This window comes from Marinobacterium weihaiense (assembly GCF_019061305.1).
Taxonomy (GTDB): domain Bacteria; phylum Pseudomonadota; class Gammaproteobacteria; order Pseudomonadales; family Balneatricaceae; genus Marinobacterium; species Marinobacterium weihaiense.
Window position 1 is genome coordinate 21,841 of the sequence record NZ_JAHQZT010000010.1, and the last position, 19,786, is coordinate 41,626.

At 59.7% G+C, this 19,786-nt stretch carries 15 protein-coding genes; 6 read left to right on the forward strand and 9 right to left on the reverse strand.

Annotated elements, in window-relative coordinates:
• Positions 1-177: 177 nt before the first annotated feature.
• The 4 genes from KTN04_RS09545 to KTN04_RS09560 all read left to right on the forward strand — a co-directional run bounded on the left by KTN04_RS09545 (position 178) and on the right by KTN04_RS09560 (position 4,631).
• Entirely contained in the window at positions 178-1,761 is a 1,584-nt protein-coding gene (locus KTN04_RS09545; RefSeq protein ID WP_217335001.1) for a cytochrome ubiquinol oxidase subunit I, read from the forward strand.
• 21 nt (positions 1,762-1,782) lie between these two features.
• Positions 1,783-2,925 (forward strand): cytochrome d ubiquinol oxidase subunit II, encoded by a 1,143-nt coding sequence (gene cydB / locus KTN04_RS09550; RefSeq protein ID WP_305799391.1) that lies wholly within the window; start codon positions 1,783-1,785, stop codon positions 2,923-2,925.
• A 16-nt stretch (positions 2,926-2,941) separates the two neighbouring features.
• Positions 2,942-3,040, forward strand: a complete 99-nt coding sequence (cydX, locus tag KTN04_RS09555; protein WP_217335002.1) for a cytochrome bd-I oxidase subunit CydX — start codon at positions 2,942-2,944, stop codon at positions 3,038-3,040.
• Between the two features lie 163 nt (positions 3,041-3,203).
• Positions 3,204-4,631, forward strand: coding sequence for a two-component system sensor histidine kinase NtrB (locus KTN04_RS09560; protein ID WP_217335003.1), 1,428 nt, complete (start codon positions 3,204-3,206; stop codon positions 4,629-4,631).
• A gap of 62 nt (positions 4,632-4,693) precedes the next feature.
• Here the strand turns inward: KTN04_RS09560 and KTN04_RS09565 are convergent, their stop codons facing one another.
• The 5 genes from KTN04_RS09565 to KTN04_RS09585 all read right to left on the reverse strand — a co-directional run bounded on the left by KTN04_RS09565 (position 4,694) and on the right by KTN04_RS09585 (position 10,768).
• Positions 4,694-5,473 (reverse strand): enoyl-CoA hydratase, encoded by a 780-nt coding sequence (locus KTN04_RS09565; RefSeq protein WP_217335004.1) that lies wholly within the window; start codon positions 5,471-5,473, stop codon positions 4,694-4,696.
• Between the two features lie 93 nt (positions 5,474-5,566).
• Positions 5,567-6,490: a tRNA 2-thiocytidine(32) synthetase TtcA gene (gene ttcA / locus KTN04_RS09570; RefSeq protein ID WP_217335005.1), complete on the reverse strand. Its 924-nt coding sequence runs from the start codon at positions 6,488-6,490 to the stop codon at positions 5,567-5,569.
• A gap of 125 nt (positions 6,491-6,615) precedes the next feature.
• Positions 6,616-8,187, reverse strand: coding sequence for a BCCT family transporter (locus KTN04_RS09575; RefSeq protein WP_217335006.1), 1,572 nt, complete (start codon positions 8,185-8,187; stop codon positions 6,616-6,618).
• Between the two features lie 228 nt (positions 8,188-8,415).
• The gene (locus KTN04_RS09580) at positions 8,416-9,891 is read right to left on the reverse strand and encodes a DUF3360 family protein (RefSeq protein WP_217335007.1); all 1,476 of its coding nucleotides are present in this window, start codon (positions 9,889-9,891) and stop codon (positions 8,416-8,418) included.
• A gap of 100 nt (positions 9,892-9,991) precedes the next feature.
• Complete coding sequence (locus tag KTN04_RS09585; RefSeq protein WP_217335008.1) at positions 9,992-10,768, reverse strand: CLCA_X family protein; 777 nt, start codon at positions 10,766-10,768, stop codon at positions 9,992-9,994.
• Between the two features lie 36 nt (positions 10,769-10,804).
• Between KTN04_RS09585 and KTN04_RS09590 the strand changes: the two genes are divergently transcribed.
• Together KTN04_RS09590 and KTN04_RS09595 are read left to right on the forward strand one after the other, a co-directional pair.
• Entirely contained in the window at positions 10,805-12,496 is a 1,692-nt protein-coding gene (locus KTN04_RS09590) for a VRR-NUC domain-containing protein (protein ID WP_217335009.1), read from the forward strand.
• Between the two features lie 61 nt (positions 12,497-12,557).
• Positions 12,558-14,144 (forward strand): sensor domain-containing diguanylate cyclase, encoded by a 1,587-nt coding sequence (locus KTN04_RS09595; protein ID WP_217335010.1) that lies wholly within the window; start codon positions 12,558-12,560, stop codon positions 14,142-14,144.
• Between the two features lie 5 nt (positions 14,145-14,149).
• On the opposite strand, the gene KTN04_RS09600 is transcribed toward KTN04_RS09595, so the two are convergent.
• The 4 genes from KTN04_RS09600 to KTN04_RS09615 form a co-directional block, all read right to left on the reverse strand.
• Positions 14,150-15,928 (reverse strand): acyl-CoA dehydrogenase, encoded by a 1,779-nt coding sequence (locus tag KTN04_RS09600; protein WP_217335011.1) that lies wholly within the window; start codon positions 15,926-15,928, stop codon positions 14,150-14,152.
• A gap of 4 nt (positions 15,929-15,932) precedes the next feature.
• A complete protein-coding gene (gene fadB, locus KTN04_RS09605; protein WP_217335012.1) occupies positions 15,933-18,074 on the reverse strand; it encodes a fatty acid oxidation complex subunit alpha FadB in 2,142 nt (713 codons plus the stop codon).
• Complete coding sequence (locus tag KTN04_RS09610) at positions 18,071-19,285, reverse strand: acetyl-CoA C-acyltransferase (protein WP_217335013.1); 1,215 nt, start codon at positions 19,283-19,285, stop codon at positions 18,071-18,073. The genes fadB and KTN04_RS09610 overlap by 4 nt, the downstream gene beginning before the upstream one ends.
• Positions 19,286-19,537: 252 nt before the next feature.
• Positions 19,538-19,780 carry a hypothetical protein gene (locus tag KTN04_RS09615; RefSeq protein ID WP_217335014.1) on the reverse strand — a complete coding sequence of 81 codons (243 nt, stop codon included), beginning with the start codon at positions 19,778-19,780 and terminating at the stop codon, positions 19,538-19,540.
• Positions 19,781-19,786 lie beyond the last annotated feature (6 nt).

Here is a 19,786-nt window from a genome sequence, read left to right on the forward strand (position 1 = left end):
TGCCGGTTGATTGGGCGTATAACCGCTTAAAAAAACATCGGCCACCTTGCGCAACGACTGGCTTATACCTGAAAAGCACAAGCCGTTATCAAAACGACATATGTGGCACGTTTAATGCTTAACATATTACCGAAAGACGCCTGACGCATTCGCGTTCAACCCTACAGGAGACTGGTAATGATCACTGAGGACATCGTTGATCTTTCCCGGCTACAGTTCGCCATCACGGCAATGTACCACTTCCTTTTCGTCCCGCTGACGCTGGGGCTGTCATTCATGCTGGCCATCATGGAATCGGTCTATGTCATGACCGGCAAGCAGATCTACAAGGACATGACCCAGTTCTGGGGCAAGCTCTTTGGCATCAACTTCGCCCTCGGGGTGACCACCGGTCTGACCATGGAATTCGAGTTCGGTACCAACTGGGCCTATTACTCGCATTATGTCGGCGACATCTTCGGCGCACCGCTGGCAATCGAAGGGCTGATGGCGTTCTTCCTGGAGTCCACCTTTGTCGGCCTGTTCTTCTTCGGCTGGGATCGCCTGTCCAAAGTGAAGCATTTGATGGTGACCTGGCTGGTCGCATTGGGCTCCAACATGTCGGCGCTGTGGATTCTGGTGGCCAACGGCTGGATGCAGAACCCGGTGGGTGCCGAGTTCAGCTACGAAACCATGCGCATGGAGATGGTCAGCTTTGCCGAGGTCTTTCTTAACCCGGTAGCGCAGGTCAAGTTCGTGCACACCGTATCCGCCGGTTACACCACCGCCGCCATGTTCGTGCTTGGTATCAGCGCCTACTACCTGCTCAAGGGGCGTGATCTGGCGTTTGCCCGCCGCTCCTTCGCCATTGCCTCCGCCTTCGGTCTGGCCGCATCCCTGTCGGTAATTCTGCTGGGTGACGAATCCGGTTACGAGCTGGGGGATGTGCAGAAGACCAAGCTGGCTGCGATTGAGGCCGAATGGGAAACAGAGCCGGCGCCAGCGGCATTCACTCTGTTCGGCATGCCCAATGACGACACCATGGAAACCGATTATGCAATCAAGATTCCCTATGTCATGGGCATCATTGCGACACGCTCCCTCGACGAACAGGTCACCGGTATCAAAGACCTGATAACCGAGCATGAAGTGCGCATCCGCAACGGCATGCACGCCTATGCTCTACTGGAACGTCTGCGCGCCGGTGAAGAGACAGACGCGCTCAAGACCGAGTTCGACCGTGCCAAGGTTGACCTGGGCTACGGCCTGCTGCTGAAGAAATACACCGACAAGGTGGTCGATGCTACCGACGAGCAGATCCGCATGGCGGCACGCGACTCCATTCCCAGCGTAGCCCCCATGTTCTGGGCATTCCGCATCATGGTCGCCTGTGGCTTCTGGATGCTGATGATCTTCGCGCTGTCGTTCTATTTCACCGCCCGCCGTACCGCATTCAACAAGCCCTGGCTGCTGCGCCTGGCACTGTTCTCGATTCCGGCACCCTGGATCGCCTCCGAAATGGGCTGGTTCGTGGCCGAGTTCGGGCGCCAGCCCTGGGCGATTGGTGAAATTCTGCCGACCTACGTGGCACCGTCCATGCTCAGCCGTGCTGATCTGATTGGTAGCCTGTTCGCCTTTATCGCCCTGTACACGCTGTTGGCCATTGTCGAGATCTATCTGATGCAAAAATTTGCCCGCCAGGGGCCGAGTAGCCTGCATACCGGACGCTATCATTTCGAGCAGCAGGACGATGTGCCGGCTGAATCAACGGTCAAGGCCTGATACCGGCAAAGGAGAATCGAGATGCTGTTTGATTACGAAACACTGAAGCTGATCTGGTGGGCTCTGGTCGGGGTGCTGCTAATCGGCTTTGCCATCACCGATGGCTTCGACCTGGGCGCCTGCGCATTGCTGCCGTTGATCGGCAAGACCGATGACGAACGCCGCGTGGTCATCAACACGGTTGGCCCACACTGGGAGGGCAACCAGGTCTGGTTCATTACCGCCGGTGGCGCACTTTTCGCCGCCTGGCCGGCGGTCTATGCCGCGGCTTTCTCCGGTTTCTACTGGGCCATGCTGCTGGTACTCTTCGCCCTGTTCTTCCGTCCGGTGGGCTTTGACTACCGCTCCAAGCTGGCCAACAGCCAATGGCGCCGTGCCTGGGACTGGGGCCTGATCGCCGGCGGCGTGGTGCCGTCACTGGTCTTCGGAGTCGCTTTTGGCAACCTGTTGCTGGGCGTACCTTTCGAGCATGACCAATTCATGCGCCCAAGCTACGACGGCAACCTTTTTGGTCTGCTCAACCCCTTCGGCCTGCTCTGCGGCATTGTCAGCCTGGCCATGCTGTCCATGCACGGCGCGGTCTGGATTCAACTGCGCAGCCACGGCGAAGTGGAACGTCGCGCCAAGGGATACGCTCAACTGCTGGCGCTGGTAACGCTGGTCGCCTTTGCGGCCGCCGGCATCTGGCTGAGCCTGGGTATCGATGGTTACCGCATCATTAGCCAACCGGAATTGGGCGCTCTGCCGAACCCTTTGGCCAAGGAAGTGGAGATCGTTGCCGGTGCCTGGCTGACCAACTACAGCACCTACCCGCTGACCCGCCTGGCACCGATCACCGGCTTTATCGGCCTGATCGGCGTGTTCCTGCTGGCCGGACGCGGCCGGACTGGTTGGTCGTTCCTGTTCAGTTCACTGGCGCTGGCCGGCATTATCGCCACCGCCGGGGTCTCCATGTTCCCATTCGTGATGCCGTCAAGCCTGAGCCCCAACTCCAGCCTGACCCTGTGGGATGCCGCCTCCAGTCACCTGACCCTGAATGTGATGGCGATCGCCGCCTTTATCTTCGTGCCGATCATCCTCGGCTACACCCTTTGGTGCTACCGAGCGCTCTGGTCGAAGATTTCAGTGGACTACATTCAGGAAAACGACTATTCAGCTTACTGATCAAGGAGATACACACATGTGGTACTTCGCCTGGATTCTCGGTGTATTACTGGCCTGCGCCTTCGGCATCATCAACGCCATGTGGCTGGAACACGAGGATATCGATAACAGCTGACGAGCACGCATCCGTCCTCTCTCCCCAAAGGCGCCGCGGCGCCTTTTTTCGCATCTGAAGCGCCTGCACGGGCGGCCGAAAACGGGGGTCCTGCAGCGCGTCCTGATCCGGTATACTGGGAGAAATTCGTTTTCACCTGCCCGGATGAGCGGCCCCATATACCATGACCCGATTGACTCTGCTTGCGACCCTATTACTGTCTTCACCGCTGGCACAGGCCAGCCTGTTGAGTCCCTTCCGCAATGATGACGGCAGCACGCGCTGGCAATACGTTGCCAACTTTTCCAGCGGCGTCCTGATCATTCTGTTGACGCTAGCAGCTTGCATTCTGTTCGTGACCTGGCGCCGCGCCCGTCGCTACAACCTGGAGCTGGAAGAGATTCGCGGCCAGCTGGAACAACGCGTCAAGGATCGTACCGCCAAGCTGGAGCAGGAAGTCGCCGAGCACGTCGTCACGACCCAGCGCCTGCAGGCTTCCGAGTCTTACATTCAGAACATCCTGCGTTCCATGCCGCTGGTACTGGTGGGCATGAACCATGACGGCACGATCACACACTGGAACCGCAAGGCGGAACAGCTGTCCGGCATTCGTGCCGACAATGCCATCGGACGTAACCTCTGGTCCATCTACCCGGACGTGACCGTGACCCCTCGGCATATCGAGCGCGCCCTGGAGACCGGCGAAGCTCAGACCCTGCGTTACAGCCAGGCTGGCAGTTTCCACATGGATATAACCGTGTACCCGCTGGAAAACTACAGCGAGCCCGGTGTAGTCGTGCTGGTGGATGACGTGACCCGTCGCGTAGTCACCGAAAACATGCTGATCCAGCACGACAAGCTGTCATCCATGGGTGAACTGGCCACGGCCATGGCCAACGATATCAATACACCACTGCAGGCCATTCTGTTCGACCTGCGCAGCTTCCAGAGCATTCTGGACTCCAATCGATTGTTCCCGGAAGGCAGCCCGCAGAGCAATGAAGCCGAGCGCGTGCAGCACCTGTTGCATAACGCTGCCAAGAACGGGCGTCAGGTCGAATCCGTGATTCGCAATCTGCAGCAATTTGCCCGCGGACGCAGCGGCGAGCCTGAAGACGCCAACGTGATCGATATTCTGGAACACTCGCTGGTCCAGGCCAACGAGGCCCTGTCGCTGCCGGACGCGATTCCGTTCAGCAGTATTCAAATCGAACGCCACTTCGACCCGGATACGCCGCTGGCACCCTGCTATGTCACTGAACTGCAGCAGGTGTTCCTGAGCCTGTTCCGCCATGCATACCAGTCGCTGGCTGACAAGGCCGCTCAGGCACCGGCGGAGTTCAAACCGACGCTCAAGCTGTACGCCGGTCAGTCCTATGACTCCCTGTCACTGCGTATTCAGCACAACGGTATCGGCCTGACCAGCGAGGAGCAGATGTACCTGTTCGAGCCCTACCTGCACAGCGGCAACAGTGACCAGCCGGCAGCCGGGGCCGACAAGCGTCTGTCGTTTGCTTACTTTGTCATCACCGAACAGCACAAGGGCCACATGGCCGTCACATCCGATCCGGCAGTCGGCACCACCTTTCACCTCCAGCTGGAGCTGCTGTAAGCATCCGGCCTCCGCTGTTACGCGGGGGCCGTTTTCACGCCTTCATACGTGATGTTCCCATATCAGCGGTGTTGCCACTGCGGCGCACGCTTGTTGATGAAGGCATCGATCCCTTCCTGCGCATCATCCGTCAGCATATTGCCCACCATCACTTCACTGCAGTATGCATAGGCGTCCGCCAGCGACATCTCGCGCTGGCGATAAAACGCCTGCTTGCCGATCTGCAGCGCCTTACGGGATTTGGATGCGATCTTTTCCGCCAGTACCGTTACGCTGGCCTCCAGGGCATCTCCGGGAACGGCCTGATTGATTAACCCCATCGCCAGGGCACGCTCGGCATCGATCAGATCACCGGTCAGCAACAGTTCCATGGCATGTTTAGGTTGAACCGCGCGGCTCAGCGCCACCATCGGTGTTGAGCAGAACAGACCAATATTGACACCTGGCGTGGCAAAACGCGTATCCTCGGCGGCCACGGCCAGATCAGCACTGGCCACCAGCTGACAGCCGGCCGCGGTAGCAACTCCATGGACCTGGGCAATCACCGGCACGGGCAGGCTGACGATACGCTGCATCAGTTTGGAACAGGTTTCAAAGGTACAGCGATAATAGGCTTCTTCGCCCTCACCCAGCATCTGCTTGAGATCATGGCCGGCACAGAATCCCTTGCCGGCACCACGAATGACGACACAGCGGATCGAGATGTCGTCCGCAATGCGGTCCAGTTCGGCATGTAAGGCCTGCATCAGTTCCAGTGACAGACTGTTGTAGGCATGGGGACGGGCAAGGGTCAGGCGAGCAACGCCATCCTGATCCTGGCGTTCAAGTAATGATTGAGACATGTGAGTTCCCTGTTGTTGTTATCCGAGCAATGAGGGTTTGCCCGAATATCAACAAAAGGAAGCGACCGGTCAAGCCTAACCGGCCGAAAAACATCAGACCGACAGAATATCGATCTTTTCCATTACCTGTACTCCAGAGCCGTTGGCACCCGTATCTTCATCATCGCCCAGCGGACCCACATTGGCCTCACGACCCGGCACGATGCCATGTGCAAAGCCCAGTTGCAGGCCCTTGAAGTCGAACAGCTGGTTATCGGCCAAGTGCGAGGGCACCACGTTGCACAGGGCACGGAACATGGTTTCGATACGTCCCGGGTGGGACTTGTCCCAGCCCTGCAGCATCTCCTTGATCACCTGACGCTGCAGGTTTTCCTGGGAGCCGCACAGGTTGCACGGGATGATCGGGAATTCGCGCAGTTCGGAATACTCGGCAATATCCTTTTCACGGGCATAAGCCAGCGGCCGAATGACCATATTCTTGCCGTCATCGGAGACCAGCTTGGGCGGCATGGACTTGAGCTTGCCACCGTAGAACATGTTGAGGAAAAAGGTTTCAAGAATATCATCGCGGTGATGCCCCAGCGCGATCTTGTTGGCACCGATCTCGTCGGCAAAGCCATACAGGGTACCGCGGCGCAGACGTGAACAGAGTCCGCAGGTGGTCTTGCCCTCGGGCACCACTTCCTTGACGATTGAATAGGTATCACGCTCGACAATATGGAACGGCACACCCAGCGCTTCCAGATAGGCCGGCAGAACATGCTCCGGGAAGCCGGGTTGCTTCTGGTCCAGATTGACGGCCACCAGCTCAAAGCGAATCGGGGCGCTTTTCTGCAGGTTCAGCAGAATATCGAGCATGGTGTAGGAGTCTTTGCCGCCGGACAGGCAGACCATCACCTTGTCGCCCTCTTCAATCATGTTGAAGGCTTCAATGGCCTGGCCCACTTCGCGACGCAGGCGTTTCTGCAGCTTGTTGAGGCGGGTTTTGGTCTGTTTGTCGAGGCTGTCGGTGTGCATAGGGCGCTTCGGATCACTGGTTGAAATTCGAGCGCGGAGTATACAGCAAACTGGCCTCAGCCATAAGATGTCGCGCCACCGAAGAAAGGGTGGCGCGACTGTCGGGCTTTATTGCACCCTAAGGATCAAAGCCCCTGCTCACGTGCCATCTGGCGTGCGATCTGCGGTGCCACCCACAGCGACGGCAAGAGCACCAGCGAGACCGGAACGGCTGTCACGACAATGAAGGACTGCAGCGCTGAAATGCCACCGGAGCCGATAGAGATCAGAATCGCCGCCGTCACCCCCATCATCACACCCCAGAAAACGCGCACGCTGGTCTGTGGATGGTCGGTACCGGTCATGACCATGGACACGGCATACGTCATGGAATCACCGGTTGTGGCCACAAAGATCACCGTCAGAATCAGGAACAAAATGGAAACAATGAAGCCCAGCGGCAGCTCGGAGGTTGTCGCCATCAGCGCCGCCGGCAGGTTGAAACCGCTGAACGGCTCCGAGATCACGCCGGGATTGGCCAGTTCGAAGGAGATACCGGCCCCACCCACAATAGTGAACCAGAAGCAGGTAATGACCGGCGCCACCAGCGAGATCAGCGTGATCATCTGGCGAATGGTGCGTCCGCGAGAAATGCGCGCCACGAACATTGCCATCAACGGGCCGTAGCCCAGGAACCAGCCCCAGAAGAACACGGTCCACCAGTCCAGCCATCCGGTATCATCGCGGAAGGTTGCCATCGGAATGAACTTGTTCAAATAGAGACCAAAGCTCTGCAGAAACCCGTCAATGATGAAGCCGGTCGGGCCAGCCAGCAGAATGAACGCCATCAGCGCAACGGCCAGAAAGACATTGGTGCGACTCAGAATCTGAATGCCGCGGGTCACGCCACTGACAGCCGAGAGGGTATACACCAGAATCAGGCCGAACAGGACACAGGCCTGGGTGATATAGTTGTCCGGGATACCGAACAGGAACTCAAGGCCGAAACTGACCTGAAGACCAAGAAAGCCGATTGGACCTACCGTGCCGGCCACGACTGCCAGCACGCAGCAGGCATCAACAATAGCGCCTAGCGGGCCCTTCATGACGCGGTCACCAAAAACCGGGTACAGCAGCGTGCGCGGTTTGAGCGGCAAACCCTTTTCATAGTGCAGGTACATGAAAATGATGCCGGTCAAGCTGCCGAGAATCGCCCAGGCCAGGAATCCCCAGTGCATGAAGCTCTGTGCCAGCGCGCCATAGGCGGCCTGCGCCGTACCCGCTTCGATCCCTTGAGCGGCATATATTGGCGGCGGTGACAGAAAGTGTGCCATGGGTTCTGCCGCAGCCCAAAAGACACCGCCTCCGGCCAGCAGAGTACACATGATGATAGAGGTCCACTGGAATGTGGAGATTACCGGGGTATCGGTGCCACCCATGACGACCTTGCCAGTGCGGCTGAAGGCCAGGGCCAGACCGATAAAGAAGGTGCACAGCAGCAGAAGCTGCCAATAGGCACCGAAGAGGTGAGTCGAGAATGCAAATGCATCGTTTACCCAGCTGGAAACCAGCTCCAGGTCATACAAGGCCATGACGGCGAATAATACCAGCGCCCCGCCGCTGATGAGAAATACGGGGAGATCAACACCTGAAAGGAATGATCGTTTGTCAAAGTCCATCTCCCGGTCAGCTGTCGCTGCCTGAGTGGTCGAGGTCATAGGGGCCTCCCGGCCGTTTGGGATCGAGTTCATACTAAGGCAGGCGTACCACGCGTGCCGCTTAAGGGGCGTGTATTCTACGCACTTTGAGCGCCAATAGCCCACCCAAAATGGCAAAAACAGCAACAATTCTTGAAAAAGCCGTACTGGGACAGGTACATAAGACAGGATATGTTACAGCAGAAAGTAGCGAGCAGCCGCCGGCTGGCGGCCACTCGCAGAGCAGGATTACTGAAGCCCGCGGAAGGATTCCATCAGCGCCGGAATACCCGGGAACATGCCGATAGCCGCCATCAAGCTACAAAGGATAACAAACATGATGCCCGGCACCACCCAACGGCCAACATGACCCAGTTCCTTGCCACGCTCCTTGCAGCCGATCAGGCCCAGGTTGTCCAGCAGCACGGTCAGCGACCAGCCGAATACCGGGTTGACCAGAGCGGAGGAGAAGATGACCACGGCAGCCGACTGAGTCGTCTTACCTTCACGGGTCATCTGCATGCCGGCTTCCAGCAGCGGCAGGTATACACCCACGATCAGTGCCACACTCAGCACCGGACGCCAGATCGCCAGGTCCATCGGGTAGCCCCAAATAGCCGCAACCACACACAGCAAACCGGTCAGGATGGCACCACCCGCAATCGGACGACGCGCGATGGCGGCCGGTACGATATAAGTACCCCAGGAAGAGGCAATGTTGCCACCACCGAGCAGGCTGCCGGTGACCTGACGGGCCGATGCCGCCACCATAGTGTCATCGATATCCATCAACACCTTTTCGGTCTTCGGCGGATAGTTGATCTGCTGGAACACGCGATGACCCAGGAAGTCCGGCGACCACATGGCCACGGCCAGAATGGCGAACGGCGCCACGGCAATGAAGTGGTGCAATTCCGGCAGGCCCAGCTGCCAACCGGTGTCCTCACCCCACCAGTACGCCGGGTTCATGTTCGGAATACCCGGTTCAGTGGTGAATTCGAACGGTGCGCCCAATGCAAAGGCGATGCCTGCCGCCAGTACCGAACCCAGCGGCACGGCCAGCCAGCGCATCTGAATGTGCTCCAAGTAGGCATACATCACGATGGTACTGATGATGACGATGAACGCCAGGTAAGCCATGTCAAAACCTTCAGCCCAGGCAAACAGCGCCTTGATCTGACCGGTGACACCGATAAAGCCCAAGTAAAGCAACAGGCCACCGCAGACCCCATTACTGGTCAGCTTGGCCAGCAGGCTGCCGCCCTTGGTAATACCCAGAATAAAGCCGAATACACCGATCAACAGACCCAGCGCCATGGGGTGACCGCCCGAGGCCACAATCAGGGGAATCAGCGGGATCAACGGGCCGTGCGTGCCCGCCAGGTTGGCGTTGGGGTTAAGAAAGCCGGAAATCAGTACTACGAAGAGTACCGCCGCAATCAACAGCTCGTAGCGAACGTTTTCAATGACAAAAGCGTCACTCAGCCCCATCTGACTTGCAAAAGCCGCGACAATCGCCGCCACCATCACGATTTTACCGATGGTGGCGGCCATGGCCGGAACCCAGTCCTCGATCTCAAAGCCGAAATCACGGAACGGCAGGTTCGGACGCCAGCGTTTGGGTTCCATGATCTGCAGTTCGTGATCGAGATACTCCGCACGTGTTGCGAAAGCTGCACGTGGCTTGCGCCGTCCCTGGTAGCTAGATTTTTGTGCGTCGTTCATAAGCTCTTCTTATGTTCGTGAGAAAAGGAAGGCGATTCTAGGGACGGATTCAGACAAGCACAATGAATATTTAGGCTAATACGACTACATTCTGTTGCAGCTATGTTGATAATTTGCCGAGCACGTGCCCCAACTGGTGAAAATATCGGCAAAATGCCCGGTTCACCCGTTGCCGCTGATCCCCCTGCGGATACAACCCCGCCCTGGCCTCAGGTGACGTCAACGTCCCCTTGACCAGAAAGCTGTTCTTCACCGGAGCATCCTGTACAAACGCCTCGAACGCGCGTGCGCACAGTTCTTCCGGACGGCTGTAATAGGTAACGCCCAGGCGTCGATCCATGGCCGCCGAATGCCGAAACAGATCACTGGGTGCCTGTCCATCCGGTGTCAGCAACACAGCCTGCAGGCACTGTATGAAGTTATCATTAAGCGGGTGCACAACCGGAGTGGCGTCTTCAAGCCAGGCGCTGGAAGCAAACAGGCCCTCGGGCGCATCCATGAACACCTTGGACGCCAGATAATGATCCAGCGCATGAAACCATTCATGGGCAATGCTGCCGGGACCGGCATTTTTCGCCAGCGCAAACGCTCGCTGCGCCGGATCATAATGCGCCGACACTCCGGGCCGACCGCCGGTGCCATACATCAGCGCCAGCGTACCGCGCAGCGAGATCAGCATTTCGGGGCCCTGCAGAATCAGCATCAGATCGCAGAGCGCATCATGGAAAAGACCGGCTGCCCGTTCCCGCTCGGCAGCGGTGACCCAGCGCCCCAGCTGAATCGATCGAAAATCGAAACGCCGCCGTATATGCACGAAATCGACTTCCTCTCCCTCGCGGTGATCCGGGCCCTGACGGTAGAATGACTTGTTTTTCATGTTGCCCCCCGGCTTCCGAAACGGCATATCCGACGCATGACTGATTCCTCGCTGCACACTGATTCCACGGCGCCCGATACGCAAGCCTTGCGCCCGGCAGACCTCTCCGATCCGCTGTATTACATGCACAATGCCTCCACACTGATTCGCTGGGTGCGCCAGTGCCATGACGACCTGCTGCTGCCCGACGAGCGCCAACAGCTGGATCGGCTGTTCAGTTTACCAGAGCAGCCCCGGGCACTGCTGTTCCGACTGGTGATGCGCAAGGGGGAGTGGTTTCGCAGCGACCGCCTGAACTACAGCGAGATTGAAGATCTCAATGATGCCCTGGCGCGGTTGCAGGATATCGGGCTGTTACATCTGCAAGCCGCGATCGCGATGCCTGATCTTGCGGATCTGTGCCGCAAGGATGAACTCTATCGCATCGCGCAACGACATCTTGATCCGGCTCCCCCGCGCAGCCAGAGCAAGGCTCACCTCAAGGCCATTCTGGTCGATGCCATGACCACTCCCCTACCCCTGCAGCACTACTGGCCCGACGCCCCCTTTGACCTGATCCACTTGTGCTGTCGCGACCTCATGGACCGCCTGCGGCTGATGTTTTTCGGTAATCTGCGCCAGGACTGGTCGGAATTTGTGTTGGCCGAGCTGGGCCACCAGCAATACGAGCCGGTCAGTTTAGATAACCACAACCGCGCCTTTTCCGACCGCCGCTCCGTTGACCTCTACCTGCGCCTGCATCAGCTGCAGCAACACCTCGATGAAGGCATGTCCGTCGAACCCCTGGCCGCCATGCAGCCTCCCGAAGCGTCATCCCCCTGGCTGGAAAACCGGCGCCAGAAACTGCTGCTGGCGCTGGGCCGCCAGGCCGAACGTGAGGGGCTGGCCGAACTGGCCCGGCAGCTGTATCAGGACAATCGGCACCGGGAAGCCAAACTGCGCCTGCTGCGCCTGAGCGAACAGCAGGATACGCCCGTCGACACCCTGGCAATGGCACAACAGTTGCTGCAACAGATACACCAGCCCGAGGCACGCGTGCGGATTCAGCGCATTTTGACACGCAGTGCACGCAAGGCGGGCCAAGCCATCCAGTGCCACACCATGCCACTGCCAAGCCAGACACTCTCACTGCCAAGCCGTGAGGGCATGCGGGTGGAGCGCCTGGTCATTGAACACCTGGAGCTGCAGGGAGACAGGGTTTATCACGTTGAAAACAGCCTGTTCAATGGTCTGTTCGCACTGCTGTTCTGGCCCGCCCTGTTTGCGCCGGTGCCGGGCGCCTTCTTCCATCCTTTCCAGGCCGCGCCAGCCGACCTGTACAGCCCTGACTTTGTCCCGCGTCGCCGGGCCTTGATCGAAGCAGGGTTTGCCCTGCTGGACAAGGATGATCATGTTGAAGTCATCCTGCAGCGCCTGAGGTCCAAACAGGGGACTCGCTGCAGCCTGGTGCACTGGCCTGCAGTGCAGGCCGATCGGGTCGAGCAGGCATTGGCCTGCATCCCCGCTGCACACCTCGCCGCCATCTTCCGACACCTGCTGCTGGACCTGCGACATCATCGTCGCGGCATGCCCGATCTGCTATGTCTTCAACCGGCACGGCACACGTATCGGCTGATTGAAGTCAAGGGTCCCAAGGATCGTCTACAGGATCACCAGCGACTTTGGCTGGAGTTCTTTATCGAGCAGGGTATACCTGCTAATGTTTGTCATGTTAACTTTCATGCCTGAGCCTCAGGCCTTTGGCCGCGTTTCCTCTCCAGGTGCCCCATGCAGTTCAGGGATTGTCATCGTGTCGCTTAAATCCTTTTTCCGCCTTGACCTGAGGCGCTTGATCTTGCTGCTGGCATTCACCACTGCCGCTGTCACCCTCGTCAACGGGCTATATGCCAGCCACAAAGTGCAGCGCCAGCTTCTGCTTGATCAAACCCTGAATAATAACGCGGTATATGCCAGCAAGCTGGCGGCTTCGACCAACAACTTTCTGCTTTCGGCACAACAGCAGCTGGCCTATGCAGCGGGTGAAATCAGCACCCGGATGGACGATGATGCCCTGCTGTTTCACGCAGCAGAGCGCCTGCGTCTGCAAACCGACAGTTTCAATTCGGTGGCCGTCCTCGATCCCAAGGGCATGGTGCTCGCCACCTCGCCTGACACCCTGCAGTTGAAAGGCCAGCAACTGGTGTCCCAAGCTGTACAGACCGCTTTGGAACAACAGCGTCCTATGATCAGCGAGCCCTTCGTGTCCGCTGCCAACAACCTGCTGGTTCTGATTTCACATCCTATAGTCGATGAAACAGGGCGCTATCTCGGATTTATTGCAGGCTCCATCTATCTGGACCAACGCAGTATCCTGAATGACTTGCTGGGCACGCATTATTATAATGACGGCTCTTACCTGTACGTTGTCGACCAACAACGCCGCTTGCTATATCACCCGGACACCTCGCGCGCGGCTGAACGGGTTAATCATAACCCGGTCATAGAAGCCGTCATTCAGGGGCAGTCCGGCCAGCAGCTAGTCAACAACAGCGAAAATGTGCCAATGCTCGCGGGATATGCGCCCATCGAGGCCGCGGGCTGGGGCGTGGTGGCACAACGGCCCGTTGATGCAACGCTGCAACCCTTGAACCAATTGATGCGCACGGTCGTTGATCACACTTTACCTCTGGCACTGATCACGCTTGGGTTAATTTGGTGGTTGGCACGCCTGATTTCGCGGCCGCTGTGGCAGCTGGCGGACAATGCCCGGCGCATGGATACCGATTGTTCTCCCGGGCGCATCCAGCAAATCCATTCTTGGTACTTTGAAAGCAGCCAGATCAAGCAAGCCATGTTGCTGGGGGTCGGATTGCTGCATACGCGCATGGGCCAGCTGAAGGATGACTCACGTACTGACCCTCTAACCGGGCTGCAAAACCGCCGCAGCCTCGAGCGCTACCTGAACATGCTGGAGCTTGAACAGACCCCGTTCAGTGTATTGGCACTGGATATCGATCACTTTAAACGCGTCAATGACAGCCATGGCCATGATGCGGGTGATGAGGTGCTTCAGGAAATGGCCCGCATCATGCGCGAGGGCACACGCCAGGGCGACATGGTCTGTCGCACCGGTGGAGAAGAGTTCATTGTTATCCTGCCACACACCGACGCTTACACGGCAAACACGCTGGCCGAACGTTTGCGGCAGGAGATCAGTACTGCGGACATCCCCCATGTCGGACACATCACCACGTCCATCGGCATTGCAGCTTGGCCTGAACAGGCCGACGAGCCCGCTCAGGTACTCAAGTATGCCGACAAGGCGCTGTACCGGGCCAAAGAGAACGGGCGCAATCAGTGCCTTCTCTATGAAGCCGACGCTGTCACGACCGGCTGAGAGGTTCAAAGACGCTGCTCGGGTATGGCCATGATGCTGTCACTGCCCGCCAGCACCGACTCCAGCGCCGCCCTTGTTCGTGGCAACAGGTGCTCAGAGTAAAAACGCGCCGTGACACACTTGTCGTGCAGGAAGGCCTCATCCCCCTGACCCAACGCAAGTGCGGCGCGCGCCTGCAGCGCCGCCAGCCCCATCACCCAACCGCCGCAGAGATACCCCAACAGCATCAGCAGGGGCACGCTGGCGGCGCCGGCTGCCGCCGGATCAACCGGCGCCTGCTGGATCAACCAGGCCTGGGCAATACGTGCCGAGGCGACCGCCTCGGCCAGCCGGGCACCCTGTACCGCCAGATCAGTATCCGATGACAACCGTTCGGCCAGGCTGTCGATCTCGTCCAGCAACGCCTCCAGCGCCGCGCCCCGGTCATGCAGCAGTTTGCGCCCGACCAGATCCAGCCCCTGAATGCCCGTGGTGCCTTCGTAGATGGTCAGGATGCGCGCATCGCGCAGATGCTGGGCTACGCCGGTCTCCTCGATGTAGCCCATGCCGCCATGAATTTGCAACGCCTGACTGACCACCTCCTGGGCCAGTTCGGTGCACCAGCCCTTGATGATCGGCGTCAGCAGATCCGCACGCGCGTGATAGCGCTGTGACAGGCCCCTGTCGGCAAGACAACGGGCATTGTCCACATCGGCCGCCCCCCTATAAGCCAGCGCCCGCATGGCTTCGATGCTGGCCCGCATCTGCATCAGCATGCGGCGCACATCGGGATAGCGCACAATGGCAAACCGCGTGCCGTCCGCCGCCGTGCCCTGCAGACGGGCACAAGCATAAGCACGGGCCTGCTGACAGGCGCGCTCGGCAATGGCCACCCCCTGCAGCCCAACCGCTTGGCGTGCACTGTTCATCATGGTGAACATCTGCGCCAGCCCTTCATGTGCCGCGCCGACGAGATACCCAAGAGCACCGCCCTGTTCGCCATAGCTCATCACGCATGTCGGGCTGGCATGGATGCCCAGCTTGTGCTCCAGTGACAGACACCGCACGTCGTTGGGCAAGCACCACTCACCGGCCGCATCCGGCAGGTAGCGCGGCACCGCAAACATGGAAATGCCCTTGACCCCCGGCGGCGCATCCGGCAACCGGGCCAGCACAAGGTGCACGATATTATCGGTCATGTCGTGCTCGCCCCAGGTGATGTAGATCTTCTGTCCAAACAGCCGATAGCCGTCAGCGCAGGGTTCGGCACGGGTGCGAATAGCGGCCAGGTCAGAACCGGCCTCGGGTTCCGTCAGGTTCATGGTCCCACTCCAGCGCCCCTCGGCCATGGCCGGCAGCAGCCGCTGCTTCAGCGCCGTTGAACCATGACACACCAGTGTTTCCATCGCCCCTTCTGTCAGCAGCGGACACAGCGAAAAGGCCATGTTGGCCGACTGCCAGATCTCGTTGACGGCCGCACCCAGCACCCGGGGCAGACCCTGCCCACCCCATTCCAGGGCCAGTGTCAGCGCATGCCAGCCGGCCGCCACGAACTGACCGTGTGCCTGGGCAAAACCGCCGGGTGGTTCCGCCCCGTTCGGCCCCATCCGGCAGCCGCGCTGATCCCCCAGCGGATTCAGAGGGACCAGCTGGGCCTGGGCAAAACGCCCCGCCTGCGCCAGAATTTCATCGGCCAGCGCTTGATCGACCGCATCCTGGCCGCAGTCGCGGCACAGTCGGTCAAAGCCAATCAGATGTTGTAACACAAATCGCATATCGGCAGCCGGGTACAGATACTCGTTCATGGCATTAGCCTCCCGTTGCAGGCTGATAGAAGCGCCGCCCCCTGGCCAGGCGCGCCCTGAAAGCGGCAGGCAGCTGGTACAGCGGCCCCAGATGCTGCAATGCCCGCGCGCGCGACGCGAAGGTCTCCAGCCCCAGGGTATCGATATAGCGCAGCGCACCGCCCCTGAAACGCGGGAATCCAAGCCCAAGCACCAGCCCCATGTCCACTTCCGCGGCCGTTTCCACGATGCCGTCTTCCAGGCAACGCACCGCCTCCAGGCACAGAGGGACCATCAGGCGATCACGGATCACCTGATCGGTCACGCCGGCGGCACCCTCAAGCGCGACCAGCGCACGAGCCTCCGGCGCCGGGCGATGCACGGGCCGGCCATCGGCATCGCGTTCATAGCAATAGAACCCCTGACCGCTCTTGCATCCCAACATACCGGCCGCACTCAGCTTGGCCGCAATGACGGGGCCTGCATGCTGCATGCGATCCGGGAACCCGGCCTGCAGCACGGTATCGGCATGAACCAGCACATCCAAACCCACCACATCCGCCAGGCGCGCCGGCCCCATTGGCCAGCCAAAGCTTTCCATCACACGGTCGATCCGTTCAAAATCAACGCCATCCAGCAGCAGGCGGTTGAAGGCATTGAAATAGGGAAAGAGGATGCGATTGACCAGAAAACCGGGACCGTCATTGACCACAATCGGCGTTTTGCCCAGCGCAGTGGCATAGGCCACCGCAGTGGCCAGAGTCGACTCGGATGTCCTGCGCCCGCGCACTACCTCGATCAGCGGCATCCGGTGTACCGGGTTGAAAAAGTGCAGGCCGCAGAACTGCTCCGGTCGTGACAACCCGGTTGCCAGGCGGTCAATGGACAGTGTCGAGGTGTTGGTGGCCAGCACGGCGCTTTCATCCAGCTGCTGCTCCACCTCTGCCAGCACGGAGGATTTAATGTCCGCCTGTTCAACCACCGCCTCCACCACAAGATCCACCCCGGCGTGATGCTCCAGGCTCAACAGCGGTGCCACCCCTGCCTGGATGCGCTCGGCCCGGTCCTGTGCCAGCCGCCCCTGACTGACCTGCCGTTGCAGCAGCGTGCGTATGGTCTGCATGCCCCGTTCAAGCACGGCGTCATTGATATCCTTGAGCACGACGGGTACGCCTGAGCGGGCCGACTGGCAGGCAATTTCGCTGCCCATCACCCCCGCCCCCAGCACGGCAGCCTGCCGTACCGGTCGCGCCGCCTGACTCAGGCGCCGCGCCTTGCGCTGCAACAGTTGATTATTCATGAACAGCCCTACCAGACTGCGCGCCACATCGCCGTGCGCCAGCTGGACAAAGGTGTCCACCTCAACCTGCAGCGCCGCCTCAAACGGCAGCGACAGGTGCTGACGAACCGCCTTTAAAATCGCCTCCGGCGCCGGGTAATGCGTCTGCAGCAGGCGCTCGATCCCTTCCAGCTGGATGCTGTCCGCCGCTTCCGGGGGGCGCGCCATACGCTTGCGTTGCCGCTGGCGTTGAACATTCACCTCCCCCTCGATGGCACGCTGCAGCAGCGCCAGCCCGGCCTCGCGCAACTGCTCCGCAGGCACCACCTGGTCGGCGACCCCGTCATTCAAGGCGGCTTCAGCACGAAAGGTGCGCCCACTGAGCAACCATTGCAACGCTTGATTGGGCTCCAGCAAACGACTTAGCCTGACCGTACCGCCCCAGGCCGGACAGATGCCCAGTCCCACTTCCGGTAACCCCAGCCGGGCATCATCCGCCAACACTCTAAAATCTGCCGACAGGGCCAGTTCCAGACCGCCCCCCAGTGCCGCGCCGCCAATAATGACCACACTGGGAAACGGCAATTGTTCCAGCGTCGCAAAGGTGCGCTGAGTCGCCGTGATCACCGCCTGCAGACGCGCATCCGGCATCGCCGACAACACCGGAAACTCGGTGATGTCAGCCCCCGCAATAAAGCCCGACTTGGCACTGCTGATCAACAGCCCCGTCATGCTTTCATCCTGCTGCAGCTGCTCGACCACTTCGCCCAGCTCAGTCAGCGCCCGCTGATTCAGCGTATTGACCGGTGCCTCGGCCTGATGGAACACCAGCTCGCCGATGCCGTTGTCCAGCATGCGCAGCTTTAATGACTCACCTGAATACATCATTTGGCCCCTCCGCTTTCGCTTGCTGCAGGCACCCGCTCCAGCAGGACCGCACCCCCCTGACCGCCGCCGATACACAATGAAACGATGGCGTAGCGTCCGCCCGTGCGCGCCAGGGCATGCACGGCCTTGACTGTCAGAATGGCACCGGTCGCCCCGATAGGATGCCCCAGTGCGATCCCGCTGCCATCGGGGTTGACCCGCTCCAGTGGCAGGTCCATGACTTTCGCCACGGCCAACAGCTGCGCGGCAAAGGCCTCATTGATTTCGTACCGGTCGATCGCCTCGGGGCTCAGCCCCTGACGCTGCAGCAGCTGCTGCATGGCCGGTACCGGCCCCATACCCATCTGTTCAGGTGCAACGCCGGCACCGGCATAGTCCAGAACCCGTGCCAGTGGCCGGATACCCTGCTGACGGGCGGCTGCTTCACTCATCAACACCAGCGCCGCCGCCCCGTCATTCATGCCCGCGGCATTGCCCGCCGTCACCGTCCCGTCCTTCTGAAAGGCCGGCTGCAATGCCGCCAGCGTCTCGGGGGTACAGTCGAAGCGCACCTGCTCATCCCGTGCCATCACCGCATGATCGGCACGCCCCTGACATTCAACGGGGAGAATCTGATCCTTGAAGTGACCCTGTTCGATGGCATGCTGCGCACGATTGTGACTGCGTGCAGCCCAGTCATCCTGCTGTGTTCGGGTGATGCCAAACTGACGGGCTAGGCCTTCGGCCGTGGCCCCCATGTGCAGGTGTGAGAAGGGACAATGCAACGCCGCTAGGAGAGGATCAACCAGGGCGGCATCGCCCATGCGCTGACCAAAGCGACCGGCCGGGAAGAAATAGGGAGCACGGCTCATGGACTCGGCGCCCCCGGCAATCACCGTGCGTGCCCGTCCCTGTTCGATCTGTTGAGCCGCACTGATCACGGCCTGGAGACCACTGCCGCACAAGCGATTGATCGACATCGCCTGGATGCTGTCGGGCAGACCGGCCCGCAAGGCCGCCAGGCGTGCCAAGTAGGCATCCACAGGCTCCGTGGGCATGACATGGCCGAATAGGCACTGTTCGATACTCGCCCCATCAACACTGGAAACGCGCACGGCTTGCGCCACCACGCGGGTCGCCAGCTCGGACAAGGGGATAGTGGCAAGACCGCCGCCGAAGCGCCCGACCGGCGTCCGGACAGCGCTGACAATGACTGCTGCAGAATGAGGCATGCTGCTTCCTCCCGCCGGCACGCTCGAACCCGGTCGAACGTGCGGTTAAAGCAGCCTCCCTTCCGCACTCTGTCTATCAGTCTAGACGCCGTTGCGGCGGTTGTGCATTAACGGGGTTGTAGGTGCGTGCGCTGGCGCCGCTAGGTATGACTCCATGGGGGCACTGAACAGCCGGATGCTTCAAAAAGGAGTGATGCCCATGACAGCCAAAGTCTGATTGAAGCATCACGGAATTTTCGCATCTGCCATTATTCAACCATCACGATTCATCCGGCCATCGATATCAGTAACGCAACCATTCAGCTTCTTTTTAAAAAAGATATGCCGTTCAAATACCAGGAACAGGATTGGCGCCAGCAAAATAACCACGATTCGCAATGGCAGCACCATGTATGGAAGTTCACTCCCGCCCGTGAGGTCATTCATTGACCGTTCTGCAAGGATACCCACGACCAACCACATGATCAGCACCATAACCCCAACAAGAATCATCATCCGCCA